The following is a 15,996-nucleotide window of genomic DNA, read 5'->3' on the forward strand; positions in this document are numbered from 1 at the left end:
GAATGTTATTTTAGAAATACTTATACTAATCAGCAAATAATAGCCAATATGTGTATGAGTAAGGCAAAATTCTATAAAATTAAGAATGATTCTTTAAGAAAAATTGCAATTTCATTAGGTTATTTGTAAAAAAAAGAAAAAATAAAGACAATTTAAATACAAAAACGATACAAAAAAGTAGAAAGTAAAAAGAACTTGTAATACAATAAATGTAAGATGTTATATTTATAAAATTTAATAAAAATCCCCTTTAGATGCAAAAGCACTTAAGAGTTATTCTTAGGTGCTTTTATTATTTATTAAGAAGGTGAGAGTGTGAAATGAAAGTAAAAGATATAATAAAAGAAACTCAACCAGATACTTATAGTAAGCTAAAAGCTAATGAAAATAAACACTCTAAAAAAGAAAAGCTTACTAAAAGAGATTATGAGGAGTTAATGAAGCATAGTTCTTATAGAAAAATTGGTGGAGCTATAAGGCAGGTGAGATAAAATGGGGAAAAAGATGCCTGCAGATCCTATAAAAAGAATAGATGATATTCATTATATCCAGGCATATATAAAAGCTCAAAATAAAACTCACAGTTATAGAAATTATATTTTATTTATTCTTGGAATTACTACTGGATATAGAGTAGGAGATTTAGTAAGTTTAAGAGTAAAAGATATAAAAAGAGCTCTATCTTATGGTTATTTTCAGATAGAAGAAGGGAAAACAAAAAAAGTTAGAAAAGTACCAATAGTTCCAAATTTAAAAAAAGAACTAAAAGATTATATAAAAAATAAAAAAGATTATGAATATATGTTTTATAGTCAAAAGGGAAGAAACTTAGGAGTAAAAGGTGTAACTGATATATTAAAAGATGTTGCTGAAGATTTAAAATTAAGAGATATAAATTTATCAGCACATAGTCTAAGGAAGACTTTTGCTTATAGAGTTTGGATGGAAAATGGAAAAGATATATTCTATGTAAAAGAATTATTAGGGCATAGTACAATAGAATATACAAAAAGATATTTAGGATTAGATATTGAGTTATATGGAAGAACATTAAGTTCTTTAAATAATTTAATAATCTAATCCTTTATATTTTAGCATATAAATGTTCTATTTTTTATATGTAAGGGATTTAAGGTAAAAAAATAATTGCATATATTAGTAGAAACTAAAAAAAATAAATGTTTGATTTAATATATTATAAAACATTATTTGGAGAAAAAACGGACAATAAAACTTATAAAAACAATATAATTCGTGTTAAAAAAGAGGTATTTTGGGATGAAAAATTATATATTAAATAAAAAAAATAGTCAGCAAACATTAATTATACAAGCTAAAGTACCAATGAAAGAAGAAGATATAAAAAAAGAAGAAGCTAGAATAAGAAAGATTACTGGAATGAAAGTTTGCATAATTAATGCTAGGTATGAAGTAGTTGGAGTAGATATTAATAATGGCTAAGGAATTTGCTAAGAAATTTTACAAATCTAAAGAGTGGGTTAAATGTAGAGAGTATATTTTTAAAAAATATTATGGTATATGTCAAGAATGTGGACGACCTGGTGAAGAAGTTCATCATAAAGAATTTTTAAATGCTATTAACATTAATGATCCTAATATTGCTTTAGGTGAAGATAATTTAATTTTATTGTGTAGAGATTGTCATTTTGAGAAGCATAGAAAAAGTAATCCGTTAGAGAAAAACTTCAGTAAGTCAAAGCCGATTACTAATAATGGGACATACTTTGATGAGAATGGAGAGCTAAAGGAAATTAAAAGATATATTGTTTATGGAGCACCAGGAAGTGGTAAGACAACATATGTTAATAAACATAGACAGCATGGTGATTTAGTAGTTGATTTAGATTTAATAAAGCAAGCTATAAGTATGGAAAGTAAGACTAATGCACCAGATAATTTATTAAGTGTTGCTAATACAATTAGAGAAACTATTTATAGACAAATAGAAGAGAATAAAGTTGATTGTAAAAATATATGGATAGTAGCTTCATTACCATATAAGAATGAAAGGGTAATGCTTAGTAAAAGACTTAAGGCAGAGTTAGTGTTCATCAATACAGATATACTTTCATGTATAGACAATGCTATGAATGATAATAGCCGAAGCGATAAGCAGTTACAGAGATATATTATTAATAAATGGTTTGAACTTTACGAACAGTAAGCCCCCCCATAAAAAAGCTATAGTGTTCTTACAAGGGACCGTCGGAGGGGGAGAGTCAGTTAACATATTTGAAATTTTGCAAGGGGGGTGTAGTTTTGCAAAATAGAAGAAAAGACGAACGATTTTCAGGGTTATCTGAAAAGATAGAAAAAGAAAAAGATATTAAGAAGGAAATAAATAAAATTAAAGGTTTTTTAAAAAATATAGAACCTAAAGTTTTAAAAGGAGTTACATCTGTAATTGATAATGTTGCTTATATGGCAGTTACATTAAAAGAGCTTAGGGATGAAATTCAAGTTGAAGGAGTACTTACTGAATATCAAAATGGTGAAAATCAATTTGGTGTTAAGAAAAGTCCAAAGATAGAAATTTACAATACTATGGTTAAAAATTATAATTCATCCATGAAACTTTTATTAGACCTATTACCTAAGAATAAAGAAATTACAATTGATGATGGTTTTGAGGAATTTGTGGAGAGTAAAAACTAATGATAAAAAAGAAAGTTAGAAAAATTATTTATCCTGAAGACTATAATCCAATTTTAGAATATTATCAAAAAATAATTGATGGTGAAGAAGTAGTTGGAGAAAAGGTAAAAAAGGTTTATGAAAAATTAGTATATGATTTATCAGATGAAGATAGTGAATATGAATTTAGTTCTAAAAAAGCTAATCATGTAATTGAATTTATTGAAAACTACTGTAAACATAGCAAAGGTAAATGGGGAGGCAAGCCAGTAATTTTAGAATTATGGCAGAAAGCTTTACTTGCAGCATCATTTGGATTTATCCATAAAATAGATGGTACAAGAAAATACAGAGAAGTATTTTTAGTCGTTGGTAGAAAGAATGGAAAATCAACTTTATCATCAGGAGTTGGATTATATCTTCAGATTGCAGATGGGGAACCAGGAGCAGAAGTTTATGCAGTAGCCACAAAGAAGGATCAAGCTAAAATAGTTTGGTCAGAAGCTAAGAGAATGGTTAAGAAGTCACCAGCATTGTTAAAAAGAATTAAACCTTTAGTAGCTGAAATGATTAGTAGTTTTAATGATTCAGTTTTTAAACCTTTAGGTTCAGATAGTGAAACTTTAGATGGATTAAATGTACATGGAGCATTAATGGATGAAGTACATGCTTGGAAAGACCAGAATTTATATGATGTTGTAGTTGATGGATGCTCTTCAAGAGATAATCCTATGATTTTTATAATTACTACTGCTGGAACTGTTAGAGAATCAGTTTATGATACTAAATATGAAGAATCTGAAATGCTTATTAATGGTTTCTTTCAAGAAGATGGGTATAATGATCCTCACTTCCTACCCTTAATTTATGAACTTGATAAAAAAAGTGAATGGAAAGAAGAAGATAAGTGGAAAAAGGCTAATCCAGGTTTGGGAACTATTAAAAAGATAGATCAGATAAAAACTAAGGTAATGAAAGCATTAGCTAATCCGAAGTTAGTTAAAAATTTATGTTGCAAAGACTTTAATATTAGGGAAACTGCAGGAGAAACATGGCTAACATTTGATGAATTAAATAATGTTTCTAAATTTAGTTTAGAAGAATTAAAACCTAAATATGGTATAGGCGGAGCAGACCTTTCAAGAACAACAGACCTTACTGCAGCTAAGGTTATTTTTATGGTACCTAATGATTTGAATATTTATGTAATGAGTATGTATTGGCTTCCAGAAGATTTATTAAATGAAAGAGAAGCTGATGATAAAATTCCATATAGAATATGGAATGAAAGAGGCCTTTTAAGAACTACACCAGGAAATACAGTACATCCTAAGTATGTCACTGAATGGTTTTTAGAAGTTCAGAATGAATTAGGAATTTATATACCTTGGATTGGGTATGATGGATGGAGTGCTGATTACTGGGTTGATGAAATGAAAGGATACTTTGGTAAAGAGAGCATGGATAAAGTAATACAAGGTAAATACACTTTATCAGGACCAATGCAAAGACTTGAAGCAGATATAAAGAAGAAGTATATAAATTATAACAATAACCCTATAGATAAGTGGTGTTTAGGTAATACATCTGTAGATATTGATAAAAATGGTAATATACAACCTATAAAAGTTAAGTCTAGGAAAAGAATTGATGGAACTGCAGCTCTTTTAAATGCTTATGTTGCACTTGAAAGACATAAGAATGAATATGAAAATATGATTTAGGAAGGGGGTGATAAAGTGGGAATAATGAGTTTCTTAAATAAAAAGCAGTCAGTAACAAGATTTGAATTGATTACTGATAAAGGAAATGGATATTATTCGTGGAATGGAAATCTATATCAAAGTGATATTATAAGAGCATGTATAAGACCTAAGGCAAAAGCTATAGGGAAATTAGTTGCTAAACATATAAGATATAATAATGCAGATGGATTTAATGTTAACCCTGAAACTTATATAAGGTTTTTACTTGAAGAACCTAATCCATATATGAGTGGACAATTATTACAAGAGAAAGTAACTATACAGTTACAGTTAAATAATAATGCTTTTATATATATTCATAGAGATGAATTTAGTTATCCTATAGAATTATATCCAATTCCAGCATCAAGTGTAGAAGCTATTTATGATAGAGAAGGATTATTATATTTAAAATGTACTATGTCTAATGGTAAAGTATGTACTTATCCATATTCAGATGTTATTCATTTAAGACAAGATTTTAATACAAATGATATATTTGGAGAAAGTCCACAAAGAGTATTACAGCCTTTAATGGAGATAGTCAATACAACAGACCAAGGTATAGTAAAAGCTATTAGAAATAGTGGAATAATTAAATGGTTATTGAAATTTAATCAAACTTTAAGACCAGAAGATATTAAGAAGCAAACAGATGAGTTTACACAACAGTTTTTATCTATAGAAAATTCAGGTGGAGCAGCTGCAACAGATGCCAAAATGGATGCGAAACAAGTTGATCCTAAAGATTATGTACCAAATGCAGTACAAATGGAGAAAACAGTTCAAAGATTATATTCATATTTCAATACTAATGAGAAAATAGTTCAAAGTAAATATGATGAAAATGAATGGAATTCTTATTATGAAAGTGAAATTGAACCTTTAGCAATGCAACTTAGTAATGAATTTACTAGAAAGCTATTTACTAGAAGAGAAAGAGGTTATGGAAACAAAATTATTTTTGAAGCTGCTAATTTACAGTATGCATCAATGTCAACAAAATTAAATTTACAAGCTATGGTTGACAGAGGAGCAATGACACCTAATGAATGGAGAGAAACATTTGGTTTAGCACCAGTTGAAGGCGGGAACAAACCTATTAGAAGGTTAGATACTGCTGTAATTGATGATAATACTACGAAAGGGGGTGAAGAATAATGATAGATATCGAAATAAAGGGAGATATTATTGAAGATGACAGTCAATGGATTTATGACTGGATAGGATGGAGTTATACAAGCCCTAAAAATGTAATTAATCAGCTTAAACAAGCTAATGGGCAACCAGTTACATTAAAGGTTAACTCACCTGGAGGAAGTGTATTCGCTGCAAGTGAAATATATACTGAACTTAGAAATTATAGTGGTGAAGTTAATATTCAAATCGTTGGGTTAGCAGCAAGTGCAGCAAGTGTTATTTCTATGGCGGGTAGAAGTTCAATGTCGCCAACAGCTCAATTAATGGTGCATAATGTATCTACTAGAGCGTCAGGGGATTATAGAGCTATGGATCATGTATCTGAAATATTAAGAAATGCAAATGATACTATTGCTAATGCATATATTGCTAAGAGTGGAATGAGTAGAGAACAAGCATTACAGTTGATGGATAATGAAACTTATTTATCAGCTCAAAAAGCTAAAGAATTAGGTTTAATAGATGAAATAATGTTTGAAACAAATAATATACCTAGTGGATTAACCAATAAAGTTAATTTGGGATTATATAATTCACTTTCATCAATACCAGATGAAATATTAAATTTATTTAATAAAGCTAATAATAATCAACCTATTACAAATAAAAGTGATATGGTTGATATTTTTATGCAACAAAAAGCTCAATCAGAATTAGATTTTTTAAAATTAGGAGGAATTAAGTAATGAATAAAGAAAAATATTTAGCTCAAAGAAACACATTATTAGAGGAGGGGCAAGCGTTAATTAATGCTGGTGACTTCAAAGGGTTTTCAGAAAAGAAAGCTGAAATTGAAAAATTAGATACAGATTTTGAAAATGCAGCAAGAGAACAAGCTAATTTAAATGCACTAAGGGATAATGCAAAGATAACAGATATTCAAAATAAAAGTATTGGAACAGTTGTAGGAACAGTAATTGATTCAACAAACAATGTAGTTGGAGAAGATTTTTCAAACTCTATAGATTATAGAAAAGCATTCATGAATTATGTAACAAAAGGAACACCTATAGCTGGAGAGTTTAAAAATGCAGCAGGACCAACTAAAACTACTGATGTTGGTGAAATGATACCTGAAACAGTTTTATCAAAGATTATAGAAAAAATGGAAGCTACAGGAATGATTCTTCCTTTAGTTACTAGAACATCTTATAAGGGTGGATTGACTATTCCTACTTCAACTGTAAAACCAACTGCAACATGGGTATCTGAAGGAGCAGGAAGTACTAAACAAAAGAAAACTTCTGAAGGATCTATAACATTTGCTTATCATAAATTAAGATGTGCTATATCAAACTCATTAGAAGTTGATACAATGGCTCTACCAGTTTTTGAAACTGCATTTATTAATAATGTTGTAGAAGCTATGACTAAAGCATTAGAAGAAGCGATTATAAAAGGTGATGGTTCAGCTAAACCTAAAGGAATATTACAAGAAACTGTAGCAGAAGGTCAAAATATTGATATTGCAGCAGCTGAAACTTTGGAATATGAAACTTTAATAAATGCAGAAGCTGCGTTACCATTAGCTTATGAAAATGGAGCAGTTTGGTTTATGACTAAAAAGACTTTCATGAAATTTATTGGAATGGTTGATAGTAATAAGCAACCTATAGCAAGAGTTAATTATGGAATTGGTGGAGCACCTGAAAGATCTCTTTTAGGAAGAAGAGTAATTTTAAATGATTATATGGATTCTTATAAAGATACAGTTAGTGATAATACAATTGTTGCATTTTTATTCAATCCAAATGATTATGTATTAAATAGCAATTTAAACATGACGATCAAGAGATATGAAGATAATGACACAGATGATATGGTAACAAAGGCATTAATGCTAGTTGATGGTAAGGTTGTAGATAAGAATTCTTTAGTAACTATAACTAAGAAAAATTCTTAAGGTTGCGTTTTTACGCAACTTTTCCTTTTAAGGAAGTGATTAATTTGTTATTAGAGAAAATAAAACAAGCACTTAGAATAAGAAGTAATTCAGTAATTGTTATTGATGAAATTAATGAGTTAATTGAATCAGCCAAATTAGACTTAAGAATTTCAGGAGTAAAAAAAATAAATGAAGATGATCCATTAATAGTACAAGCGATAAAAACTTATTGTAAAGCTAATTATGGCTTAGACAATAAAGATTCAGAGAAATATCAAGAATCTTATAACAGTCTTAAGCAACATTTAAGTTTGTGTGGTGAATATAATGTGGAATGATATTTGTTTATTAGGAGAAAAAAGGGAAATAACTAATGAAATTGGTGATTTAGTAGAAACTATTGTCTATGAAGATGAAGTTTACTGTAATGAAAAATCAATTAGAGCAAGTGAATTTTACCAGGCACAAGCAGTAGGTATGAAACCAGAATTAACATTAGAGTTAATGATAGTAGATTATAATAAACAAAAATATATTAAGTATGATGATGGATATGGAGAAGAAGAATATACAGTATTAAGGACATATAAAGTATCATCTGAAAAAATACAATTAATATTAATAAGAGGTGTTAACAATGCCAATTCCACCTAGCGTTACTAAAATGAAAAATGGCAATGTAGAATTTACTTCTAATGTTGATAGAGTAAATTATACACTAGATGAGCTTACAAGAGCTGCATTAAGAGATTGTGGAAAGTTTATTTGTAATAAATTTAGAAGAAGTTACTATGGACTATTTTCAAGAAAAAAAGGAAATGTAGGTAGATATACTCAATATTGGGTTAGAAAGAAAGATAAGGATTTACAAGTTGGTATAAAACCAAATGCGTTTTATGGGGGATTTCAGGAACTTGGTTCATCAAAAACAAAAAGGTTAGGAATATTAAAAGAAACTGTAGAGGGTAATATTCCACAGATAATAGAAATTCAATCAAAGTATTTAAGTGGATTAGAAAGTGAATCTGCAGCATTAAGTATGATTAATGAACAAGAATATAAAGGAGGAGCAGATGGCTAAGAGTATTGAATTAAGAAAAGATATATATTCATTAATTAAAAGTGGACATGAGAGAGTATTTCATAGACAGGCATCTTCTACAGCTCAATTTCCTTATATAGTTTATAGAATTAATGATATTGGAGATTCTAAAGAATTAGAAATTGATTATTGGGATAAAAATGATTCATCTGAAACAATAGAAAATTTAGCTGATAACATAGAAAAAGTATTAAATGAAGAGGTTATAAATTCATATGAGCATTCATGTGCAATCTATTATAACAATGATAGAAAATTTGTTGATGATGAGGATAAAAATATTCAAAGAATAAATGAAACATTTGAAATAAGGTATTTCGGAAAGGAGTAGACATGGGGAAAGTAAAAAGTGGATATTCTCAAAAGACAAAAGATAATTTATTAACAGGGGCAGGGGCATACTTTAAAAATTTTAAAGTGGGAACAGATACTTATGAAACTGCAAAAGAATCAGGTAAATTAATAGGTGCAACTAGAGGTGGAGGTAGTTTTAAAGCAGTAGCAACAATTAGACAAATAGAAGTTGATGGAGCACCAACACGAACAGCTGGATTAGAGGAAATTGATGAATGGGAAACTAGCATGTCAATGAATCTTATAGAAACTACTAAGGAAACTTTACAGTTAGCATTAGGTGCTACAAACATTACAGATGATTCAAAACATCATGTAATAAAGGGTAAGAATTTAATAGCTGCTGAAGATTATATTGAAAATATAACTTACATTGGTACTATAAGTGGAAGTAATGAACCAGTAATAATTCAAGTTTATAATGCTTTAAGTACAGATGGATTAGATTTACAAACATCACCTAAATCAGAGGCTGTATTAGGAGTAACTGTTTATGGACACTATACTGCAGAAGACTTAGAAACACCACCATACGCAATTTATTATCCAAAAGCACAATAAAATTAATAATTAAAATAAAGAAGTTGGAAACAACTTCTTTTTTATTTGGAGGAGATTATAATGAGAAGTTTACAAACACAAGATATTTTTTCACTAGCTAGAGTTTTAAAAGAAGCAGATATAGTAGAAGTAATTAAAAATATTGATAAGACACAAGATGTAAGACAAGTAGGAATGAGTGTTATTTTTGAAATTGTAGGAAATTGTGCAGATGAATATTGTGAAGAAAAGATATATAAATTTTTAGCTGGTCCTTTTGAAATGACAGAAAAGGAAGTTAGAGAATTAGATCCAGAAGAGTTAATAGATAAAATATTTGAAATTGCATCAGTTGAGAAGTGGAAAAGTTTTTTATCAAAAGCTTCACAGTTTCTGAAGTAACTGAGGAGCTTTTATTAAGAAGATATAACAATATTGAATATATAATGAGGAAAGAGTTTGAAGATGGATATGATTTAATTAAAGTTGCTTATGAAACTGATAAAGAAGAGAAGATATGGCAATTATGGGCAAGCTTATATCCTAATATGACAAAAGAAAATTATATATCATTTGAAGAATTTAAAATCAATATAATTCCTTCAGGAGAAGTTGAAATTGAAAACTTAGATACTGAAGAAATATTAAGTAGAGTAAATAACATTATTAATCTTACTCTAAAGGAGGTAGATGGTAATGGCAATTGAAATATTTAAGCTTGTTGGATCAATAATGGTTGATAACGATAAAGCTAAGAAAAGTATTTCCGATACTGGGAAAACTGCTGAAGATACTGGAGGAAAATTTGATAAACTTGGTGATTTGGCAAAGAAAGCAGCAGGAGTAATAGGGACTGTTTTTACAGTTAAAGCTATTGCTGATTTTGGGAAAACTTGCATTAATGCAGCAGAAGCATTAGAGCAAACAATGAAGAAGACAGATGTTATATTTGGTGATAGTGCTGAAGCTGTAAATGATTGGGCTCTAGCTAATGAGCGTTCATTTGGATTGGGTTCTGGAACTATAGCTGGGTACATGAATAGTATCGCAGACATTACTCAAGGTATGGGAATGGCTAAAGAAGCTAGTGTTGACATGGCTAAAGGAGCAACTGAATTAGGGGTTCAATTAGCTAATTGGAATGGAATAGATGCAGCAACTGCTATAAATGATATTCAATCAGCTATGACAGGAAGTACTAAAGGTCTTGAAAAGTATGGTATTAAAATAAATGATGCAGCTAAAGAACAAGCTATGTTAAGTTTAGGTCTTTCTGGAACATATGATAAATTAGATAATGCAACAAAAGCACAAGTAATATATCAAGCTGCTCTTGAAGCTTCAGGAAATGCAGTTGATTATTGGAATGAAGGCAATAGGTCTATGGGCTTTTATCTTAATGAGGCAAAAGAACAGTTTGGAAACATAACTGAAACTATAGGTGCTTTCTTTTTACCACTTGCTAAAAAAGGTGCTGAAATGTTTGCAGATTTTGTTTCAAATGCAAACTTATTTGTAGTTAAAATATCAGATGCTATAAATTCATTTAAAGAAGGGATGGAACAAGGTGAAGATATAGTTGATAATATTTGGTTTGTATTCAAAGAAGTTTTCGGAATAGAAATACCAGATACTGTACTTGATATGATTAGTAATGTAGTTGAATATTGGCAAAGTCTTTGGGATATAGTTGTAGACCTATGGAATACGTTAGGACAACCTATTTTTAATATAATAAAAGAAATATTTTTAGATTTAATGGCTAATAGTGATATTATATTTAATGCAATTAGTACTTATTTTCAAATAATGACTGATTCTATAAAAGTTGTTTGGGAAAGTATTTTAAAACCAGTTTTTGATTTTATAGTTGATATAATACAAACAACTAAACAATATTTTGATGAAAATTGCAGTGGTATGAGTACTATATTTAATGATTTTGTAGTTACTATAAAATCATTTTGGGAAGGTGCATTAAAACCAGTACTACAAGCAATAGGTGATTTTATTAAAAATATACTATTACCAGCATTTAAATATGTTTTTGAAAATGGAATTCTACCGATTGTGGGTAATGTATTTAAAGGTATAGGAGATGTTTGGAATAATTCTTTAAAGCCTATTCTTAATGGAATTATAGAGTTTGTGCAAGGAGTATTTAGTGGGAACTGGAGTAGAGCTTGGGAAGGTGTAGTTAGCATAGTTAAAGGAATATTTAGTGGTATAGTAACAGCTGTAAAATCACCTATTAATACTGTAATTGGAATAATAAATAATTTTATTAATGGATTAAATAAGCTTCAAGTACCAGATTGGGTTCCTGCAATTGGTGGTAAGGGAATTAATATACCTAATATACCAATGCTATATAAAGGAACAGATTATTTTAAAGGTGGTATGGCTATTGTTGGAGAACAAGGACCAGAACTTGTTGAAATGCCAAGAGGTTCTAGAGTTTATACTGCTTCTGAAACAAAGGAAAAATTAAGTAGTGGAAATACTTATAATTTCTATAGTAATGAAAAGTTAAGTGAAAGAGAAATTATGAGGCAACAAAGAAACTTAGAAAGACAATTAGGATTAGGATTAGCTTAAGGAGGAGAATAATGCAAAAAGTAACATTTGTTAATAAATTAAAGGAATCTATAACATTTTCTATAAATAAACCATTCCTATTAGCTAGTCTTGATGGTTTTTCTAATGTTGATACTCAAATAAATTCAACAAAAGGATATAAACAAGATGGTGAAAGTTATAACTCGACATTTTTAGAAGCAAGGCAATTAGTAATAGGATTTTCATTAGCAGCAGATTCAAAAGAGGACTTAATGTTATTTAGAGATAGAATTTTTAGAGTTTTTAATCCTAAATTAGGGGAAGGATATTTATATTATAGTTATGCTGGAGTTGAAAGAAAGATAAAATGTGTTCCTGAAAGTGTACCTATAATAAATATTATTTCAAGACGAAAAGATTGCTCTGGAGAAGTTATTTTAATAGCTCATAATCCATTCTTTACTGATATAGATGAAAAGTTAATTGAATTAACTACATGGACTGGTGGATTAAACTTTCCACTTAATTTACCTTTTACGCTAAAGCAAAAAGGGGAAAATATTAAGAATATATATAATGATGGCCATGTTGATACACCTATTGAAATAATTTTTAAGGGTCCAGCTATAGATCCACGTATAGAAAATAAAACTACTGGGGAGTTTATTCAGGTTAATAGACAACTTACTTCAGAAGATACATTATATATTACAACTGAATATGGAAATAAAAAAGTAGAAATAGAAAGGAATGGAGTTAGAGAAAATGCTTTTAACTACATAAATTTAAATTCTACTTTTTTTAATTTAGGATTAGGGGATAATCTTATAGAATACTCAACTAAAAGTTTAGAATCAAAAGGAGTATCTATTAAATATTACAATAAATATTTAGGAATATAGGGGGTGTTAAAATGCAATGTGGTTTTTTTAATGGAAATAATAACTATGGCCAAGAGGATTTAGCAAGATATTTTAGTAATATATATGAAAATGGTATTAATGCAACCACTTCAGATATGGGATTGAAAGTAACTAGATATTCTAGTACAAGCTTAAGAGTTGCTATAGGTTTTGCAATTATAAATGGATATTTTGGATATCAGGATACAACTAAAACTATTACAGTAAGTAAAAACGCTACTTATGATAGAATAGATAGAATTGTAGTTAGGTTAGATATAGCTAGTATGAATGTTGATATATTCATTAAAGAAGGAACTGCATCAAATAAACCAGTAGCACCATCTCTAACTAGAACTAGTAGCATATATGAATTAAGTTTAGCACAAATATATGTTAGTTCTTCCAGTGGGATTACTACTGTAACCGATGAAAGGTATACATCTTATTGTGGTGCTATAAGACCTAAAAATTTAAATGAATTCAATAGTATGATGAGTGGATTTAATGAAAAATTTAATATATGGTTTGAGCAGCAACAAGGTAAAGGGTGGCGAAATATTTTCATTCAATCTACAGAACCTGTTGATGCTATAGAAGGTGCTATATGGATAAAAGATGTAACATAAGATTTTTTAATAGTAATTTAGAGTTTTTAGGAGAAGTAGATAATTTTACTTCTCTTATTTTTATAAGAAGCTGGGAAAGTTATGGTGAATTTAATATTAATATAAATAAATTCAATAAAGAATTGTTTAGAAAGAAAAATATAATAATGATAAATAATAATCCTTTTAAAGTAGGAACTATAGATGAAATATCTATTACATCTAATACTATAAAAATTAAAGGTTATACACTTGGTTACTGGTTTGTTAATAGAGTTACATTTCCACCAGTAGGATTAGAGTATGATTCTTACAATACTAATGTTGAAGACATAATGAAGGGAATAGTTATAAAAAATGCTGTTGAAGCTAATGATCCTAAAAGAAATATACCTAAATTAATTGTAGCTAATTCTTTAGGAAGAGGAGAGAAATTAAATTTTCAAACCAGATTTAAATATTTAGCTGATGAGTTAACAAGTTTATCTAAAATAAGCGGTTTAGGATGGGGAGTATATTTAGATATTGAAAATAAACAATTTATTTTTGAAGTATTTGAAGGTAATAATTTAAGTACTGAACAAACTATATTACCACCTAAAATTTTTAGTAGTGAGTATGATAATGTCATAAATAAAAACTATATAACAAGTGATATTGATTTTAAAAATGTTGCTATAGTTGCTGGACAAGGGGAAGGAATCAATAGGGAAATAAAGATAGTTAATAATGAATTAACAGGATTAGAGAGAAAAGAATTATTTGTAGATGCAAGAGATATAAAAGAAAATGAAAGTTTAATTGATAGAGGGAATATAAAATTAGCTGAAAAACAAAGTATTCAAACATTTGAATGTGAAACAATTAATAATGGTTATATAGATGAATGGGATTTAGGAGATATAGTAACAGTATTGGATAAGGAGTTAGGATATTTAGAGCATACTAGGGTTATTGAGGTTCAGGAATCTTATGAAGGTGGAGAAGTTATTATAGAACCTACATTTGGCACTATTGTTAGCATGTTTACAGATAAGTTAAAACAAATATTAAATACTCCACTTAATGAAAATAATAAAATAGTTGTATCAGATATAGAGCCTATAGGACCAGTAGGTCAAATATGGATAAAAGATATAGAAGGTGGTATAAATGGCTATTAAAAATAAACAGTACAATGTAAAGACAGAAACAGGATATGATACATTTCATTTTGAAACAAATGAAGAAGTAATAATAGGACAAGTTCAACAATTAGGTAGAAGTGGGTTTAGAGTTTTCCCAGGTGGACTTATGGAGGTTTGGGGAGAAGCAATAATAAATAACAGTGGATATGATGCAGAAGTTACTGTAACCTTACCAACAGAAATTAAAAATCAAATTTTTGATATACACTTAACTAAGTATGGTAATACAAATGCAGTTGATTTAGTAGCAAAATCAGTTACAGAAACAACTATTACAATAAAGGCAATGGCACTAGCGCGAAGCAATGGGACAAGTGTTGGAATAGGAGCTGTTGCTATATTCTATAATTTTAAAACTATAGTATAGGAGGTATAAAATGTATTTAAGTGGAAATGGAATTAATTTTGGATTTAAGCATCATAAAATAAATAAAATAGAAGATGATGATATAGAAATTTCAGATGATATTTATAATAAGTTTTTTGAAGAGCAGGCTAAGGGGAAAAAATTTAAAATTAAGAATAAATTTGGACAAACCTTTGAGGAAGTATTTGAGGAAACGTAGAAAGAAGGTGGACTTATGTCATTATATAAAAAAGTAACATTGACAGTAAGAAATTATTCTTCAAATTTAAATTCTGAATTACAGTTTTATAAAAATGATGTTTTAGATTTAGTTTTCAGTATTTTTGAATATGGAATCGAAATCAAACCAAGTGGATCACATTATAAAATGATACCAATTAATCCTTTGAAGGCTAAGCTTCTTATTGAAACACCCTTTGGAATTGATAGTGTAGAAAGTGCTGCTATTAAGGAAAATGAAGTTACATTCAAACTTGATGAAGCATATAGTCAAAATATTGGTAAATCTAAAATGCAGATAGTATTAATGGATGATGATGGTTGCAAGATTACACTACCTCCATTTGATTTTGAAATAAAAAGAAGTATAAATGAAAAGTGGGATGGAGAAGAAGTTATTTATCCTACTATTTTACTTGATGATAATGGCAATGTATTACTAGTTGATGATAATACAGCAATAATAAGATAAGAGGAGGGTTAATCAAATGACAAAATTAAATACTACAAGATTAGTTGAATTGCCTACTAAAGAGATATTGGATGATGAAGATTATGTAGTTATAAGTGGAAAGGGTACTAAAAAAATAAAAGCTAAAGCTATAACTAAAGATGTAGAAAAGAAAGCTGCAGATCTAGAAGTAAAGACTAAAGAATTAGTTTCGCAATTGGA

24 protein-coding genes are annotated in these 15,996 nt (G+C 28.7%); all 24 read left to right on the forward strand.

Going from position 1 to position 15,996, the window contains the following annotated elements:
- Window positions 1-320 precede the first annotated feature (320 nt).
- Window positions 321-491, forward strand: coding sequence for a hypothetical protein (locus I4V51_RS18640; protein WP_195989937.1), 171 nt, complete (start codon window positions 321-323; stop codon window positions 489-491).
- 1 nt (window position 492) lies between these two features.
- Complete coding sequence (locus I4V51_RS18645; RefSeq protein WP_195989938.1) at window positions 493-1,080, forward strand: tyrosine-type recombinase/integrase; 588 nt, start codon at window positions 493-495, stop codon at window positions 1,078-1,080.
- A gap of 198 nt (window positions 1,081-1,278) precedes the next feature.
- Window positions 1,279-1,461: a hypothetical protein gene (locus I4V51_RS18650; RefSeq protein WP_195989939.1), complete on the forward strand. Its 183-nt coding sequence runs from the start codon at window positions 1,279-1,281 to the stop codon at window positions 1,459-1,461.
- Entirely contained in the window at window positions 1,454-2,185 is a 732-nt protein-coding gene (locus I4V51_RS18655) for an HNH endonuclease (protein WP_195989940.1), read from the forward strand. The genes I4V51_RS18650 and I4V51_RS18655 overlap by 8 nt, the downstream gene beginning before the upstream one ends.
- Window positions 2,186-2,280: 95 nt before the next feature.
- Window positions 2,281-2,676, forward strand: a complete 396-nt coding sequence (locus I4V51_RS18660; protein WP_195989941.1) for a hypothetical protein — start codon at window positions 2,281-2,283, stop codon at window positions 2,674-2,676.
- Window positions 2,676-4,379 carry a terminase TerL endonuclease subunit gene (locus I4V51_RS18665; RefSeq protein ID WP_195989942.1) on the forward strand — a complete coding sequence of 568 codons (1,704 nt, stop codon included), beginning with the start codon at window positions 2,676-2,678 and terminating at the stop codon, window positions 4,377-4,379. Before I4V51_RS18660 ends, I4V51_RS18665 begins: the two co-directional genes overlap by 1 nt.
- 24 nt (window positions 4,380-4,403) lie before the next feature.
- Window positions 4,404-5,561, forward strand: a complete 1,158-nt coding sequence (locus I4V51_RS18670; RefSeq protein ID WP_195989959.1) for a phage portal protein — start codon at window positions 4,404-4,406, stop codon at window positions 5,559-5,561.
- Window positions 5,561-6,286: a head maturation protease, ClpP-related gene (locus I4V51_RS18675; protein ID WP_207746020.1), complete on the forward strand. Its 726-nt coding sequence runs from the start codon at window positions 5,561-5,563 to the stop codon at window positions 6,284-6,286. The genes I4V51_RS18670 and I4V51_RS18675 overlap by 1 nt, the downstream gene beginning before the upstream one ends.
- A complete protein-coding gene (locus I4V51_RS18680; protein WP_195989943.1) occupies window positions 6,286-7,503 on the forward strand; it encodes a phage major capsid protein in 1,218 nt (405 codons plus the stop codon). The genes I4V51_RS18675 and I4V51_RS18680 overlap by 1 nt, the downstream gene beginning before the upstream one ends.
- 35 nt (window positions 7,504-7,538) lie before the next feature.
- Window positions 7,539-7,823: a head-tail connector protein gene (locus I4V51_RS18685; RefSeq protein ID WP_347708673.1), complete on the forward strand. Its 285-nt coding sequence runs from the start codon at window positions 7,539-7,541 to the stop codon at window positions 7,821-7,823.
- Entirely contained in the window at window positions 7,813-8,139 is a 327-nt protein-coding gene (locus I4V51_RS18690) for a hypothetical protein (protein ID WP_195989945.1), read from the forward strand. Before I4V51_RS18685 ends, I4V51_RS18690 begins: the two co-directional genes overlap by 11 nt.
- A complete protein-coding gene (locus I4V51_RS18695; RefSeq protein ID WP_195989946.1) occupies window positions 8,123-8,566 on the forward strand; it encodes an HK97-gp10 family putative phage morphogenesis protein in 444 nt (147 codons plus the stop codon). Before I4V51_RS18690 ends, I4V51_RS18695 begins: the two co-directional genes overlap by 17 nt.
- On the forward strand, window positions 8,559-8,918 hold the full coding sequence (locus tag I4V51_RS18700) for a hypothetical protein (protein ID WP_195989947.1): 360 nt from the start codon (window positions 8,559-8,561) through the stop codon (window positions 8,916-8,918). Before I4V51_RS18695 ends, I4V51_RS18700 begins: the two co-directional genes overlap by 8 nt.
- A gap of 2 nt (window positions 8,919-8,920) precedes the next feature.
- The gene (locus I4V51_RS18705) at window positions 8,921-9,502 is read left to right on the forward strand and encodes a hypothetical protein (RefSeq protein WP_195989948.1); all 582 of its coding nucleotides are present in this window, start codon (window positions 8,921-8,923) and stop codon (window positions 9,500-9,502) included.
- Window positions 9,503-9,562: 60 nt separating this feature from the next.
- Window positions 9,563-9,883: a hypothetical protein gene (locus I4V51_RS18710; RefSeq protein WP_195989949.1), complete on the forward strand. Its 321-nt coding sequence runs from the start codon at window positions 9,563-9,565 to the stop codon at window positions 9,881-9,883.
- Window positions 9,841-10,188 (forward strand): hypothetical protein, encoded by a 348-nt coding sequence (locus tag I4V51_RS18715; RefSeq protein ID WP_195989950.1) that lies wholly within the window; start codon window positions 9,841-9,843, stop codon window positions 10,186-10,188. Before I4V51_RS18710 ends, I4V51_RS18715 begins: the two co-directional genes overlap by 43 nt.
- Window positions 10,178-12,079 (forward strand): hypothetical protein, encoded by a 1,902-nt coding sequence (locus I4V51_RS18720; RefSeq protein WP_195989951.1) that lies wholly within the window; start codon window positions 10,178-10,180, stop codon window positions 12,077-12,079. The genes I4V51_RS18715 and I4V51_RS18720 overlap by 11 nt, the downstream gene beginning before the upstream one ends.
- An 11-nt stretch (window positions 12,080-12,090) precedes the next feature.
- A complete protein-coding gene (locus tag I4V51_RS18725; RefSeq protein ID WP_195989952.1) occupies window positions 12,091-12,942 on the forward strand; it encodes a phage tail family protein in 852 nt (283 codons plus the stop codon).
- An 11-nt stretch (window positions 12,943-12,953) separates the two neighbouring features.
- Complete coding sequence (locus I4V51_RS18730) at window positions 12,954-13,571, forward strand: hypothetical protein (RefSeq protein WP_195989953.1); 618 nt, start codon at window positions 12,954-12,956, stop codon at window positions 13,569-13,571.
- Window positions 13,550-14,713 (forward strand): siphovirus ReqiPepy6 Gp37-like family protein, encoded by a 1,164-nt coding sequence (locus I4V51_RS18735; RefSeq protein WP_195989954.1) that lies wholly within the window; start codon window positions 13,550-13,552, stop codon window positions 14,711-14,713. The genes I4V51_RS18730 and I4V51_RS18735 overlap by 22 nt, the downstream gene beginning before the upstream one ends.
- Window positions 14,703-15,104, forward strand: coding sequence for a hypothetical protein (locus I4V51_RS18740; RefSeq protein WP_195989955.1), 402 nt, complete (start codon window positions 14,703-14,705; stop codon window positions 15,102-15,104). Before I4V51_RS18735 ends, I4V51_RS18740 begins: the two co-directional genes overlap by 11 nt.
- A 10-nt stretch (window positions 15,105-15,114) precedes the next feature.
- Window positions 15,115-15,303, forward strand: a complete 189-nt coding sequence (locus I4V51_RS18745; RefSeq protein ID WP_195989956.1) for a hypothetical protein — start codon at window positions 15,115-15,117, stop codon at window positions 15,301-15,303.
- Between the two features lie 15 nt (window positions 15,304-15,318).
- A complete protein-coding gene (locus I4V51_RS18750) occupies window positions 15,319-15,795 on the forward strand; it encodes a hypothetical protein (protein WP_195989957.1) in 477 nt (158 codons plus the stop codon).
- Between the two features lie 16 nt (window positions 15,796-15,811).
- A partial coding sequence (locus I4V51_RS18755; RefSeq protein WP_195989958.1) for a hypothetical protein occupies window positions 15,812-15,996 on the forward strand: 185 nt, incomplete at its 3' end.

The sequence above is a fragment of the Clostridium sp. D53t1_180928_C8 genome (assembly GCF_015667795.1).
In the GTDB taxonomy this organism is placed as follows: domain Bacteria; phylum Bacillota; class Clostridia; order Clostridiales; family Clostridiaceae; genus Clostridium.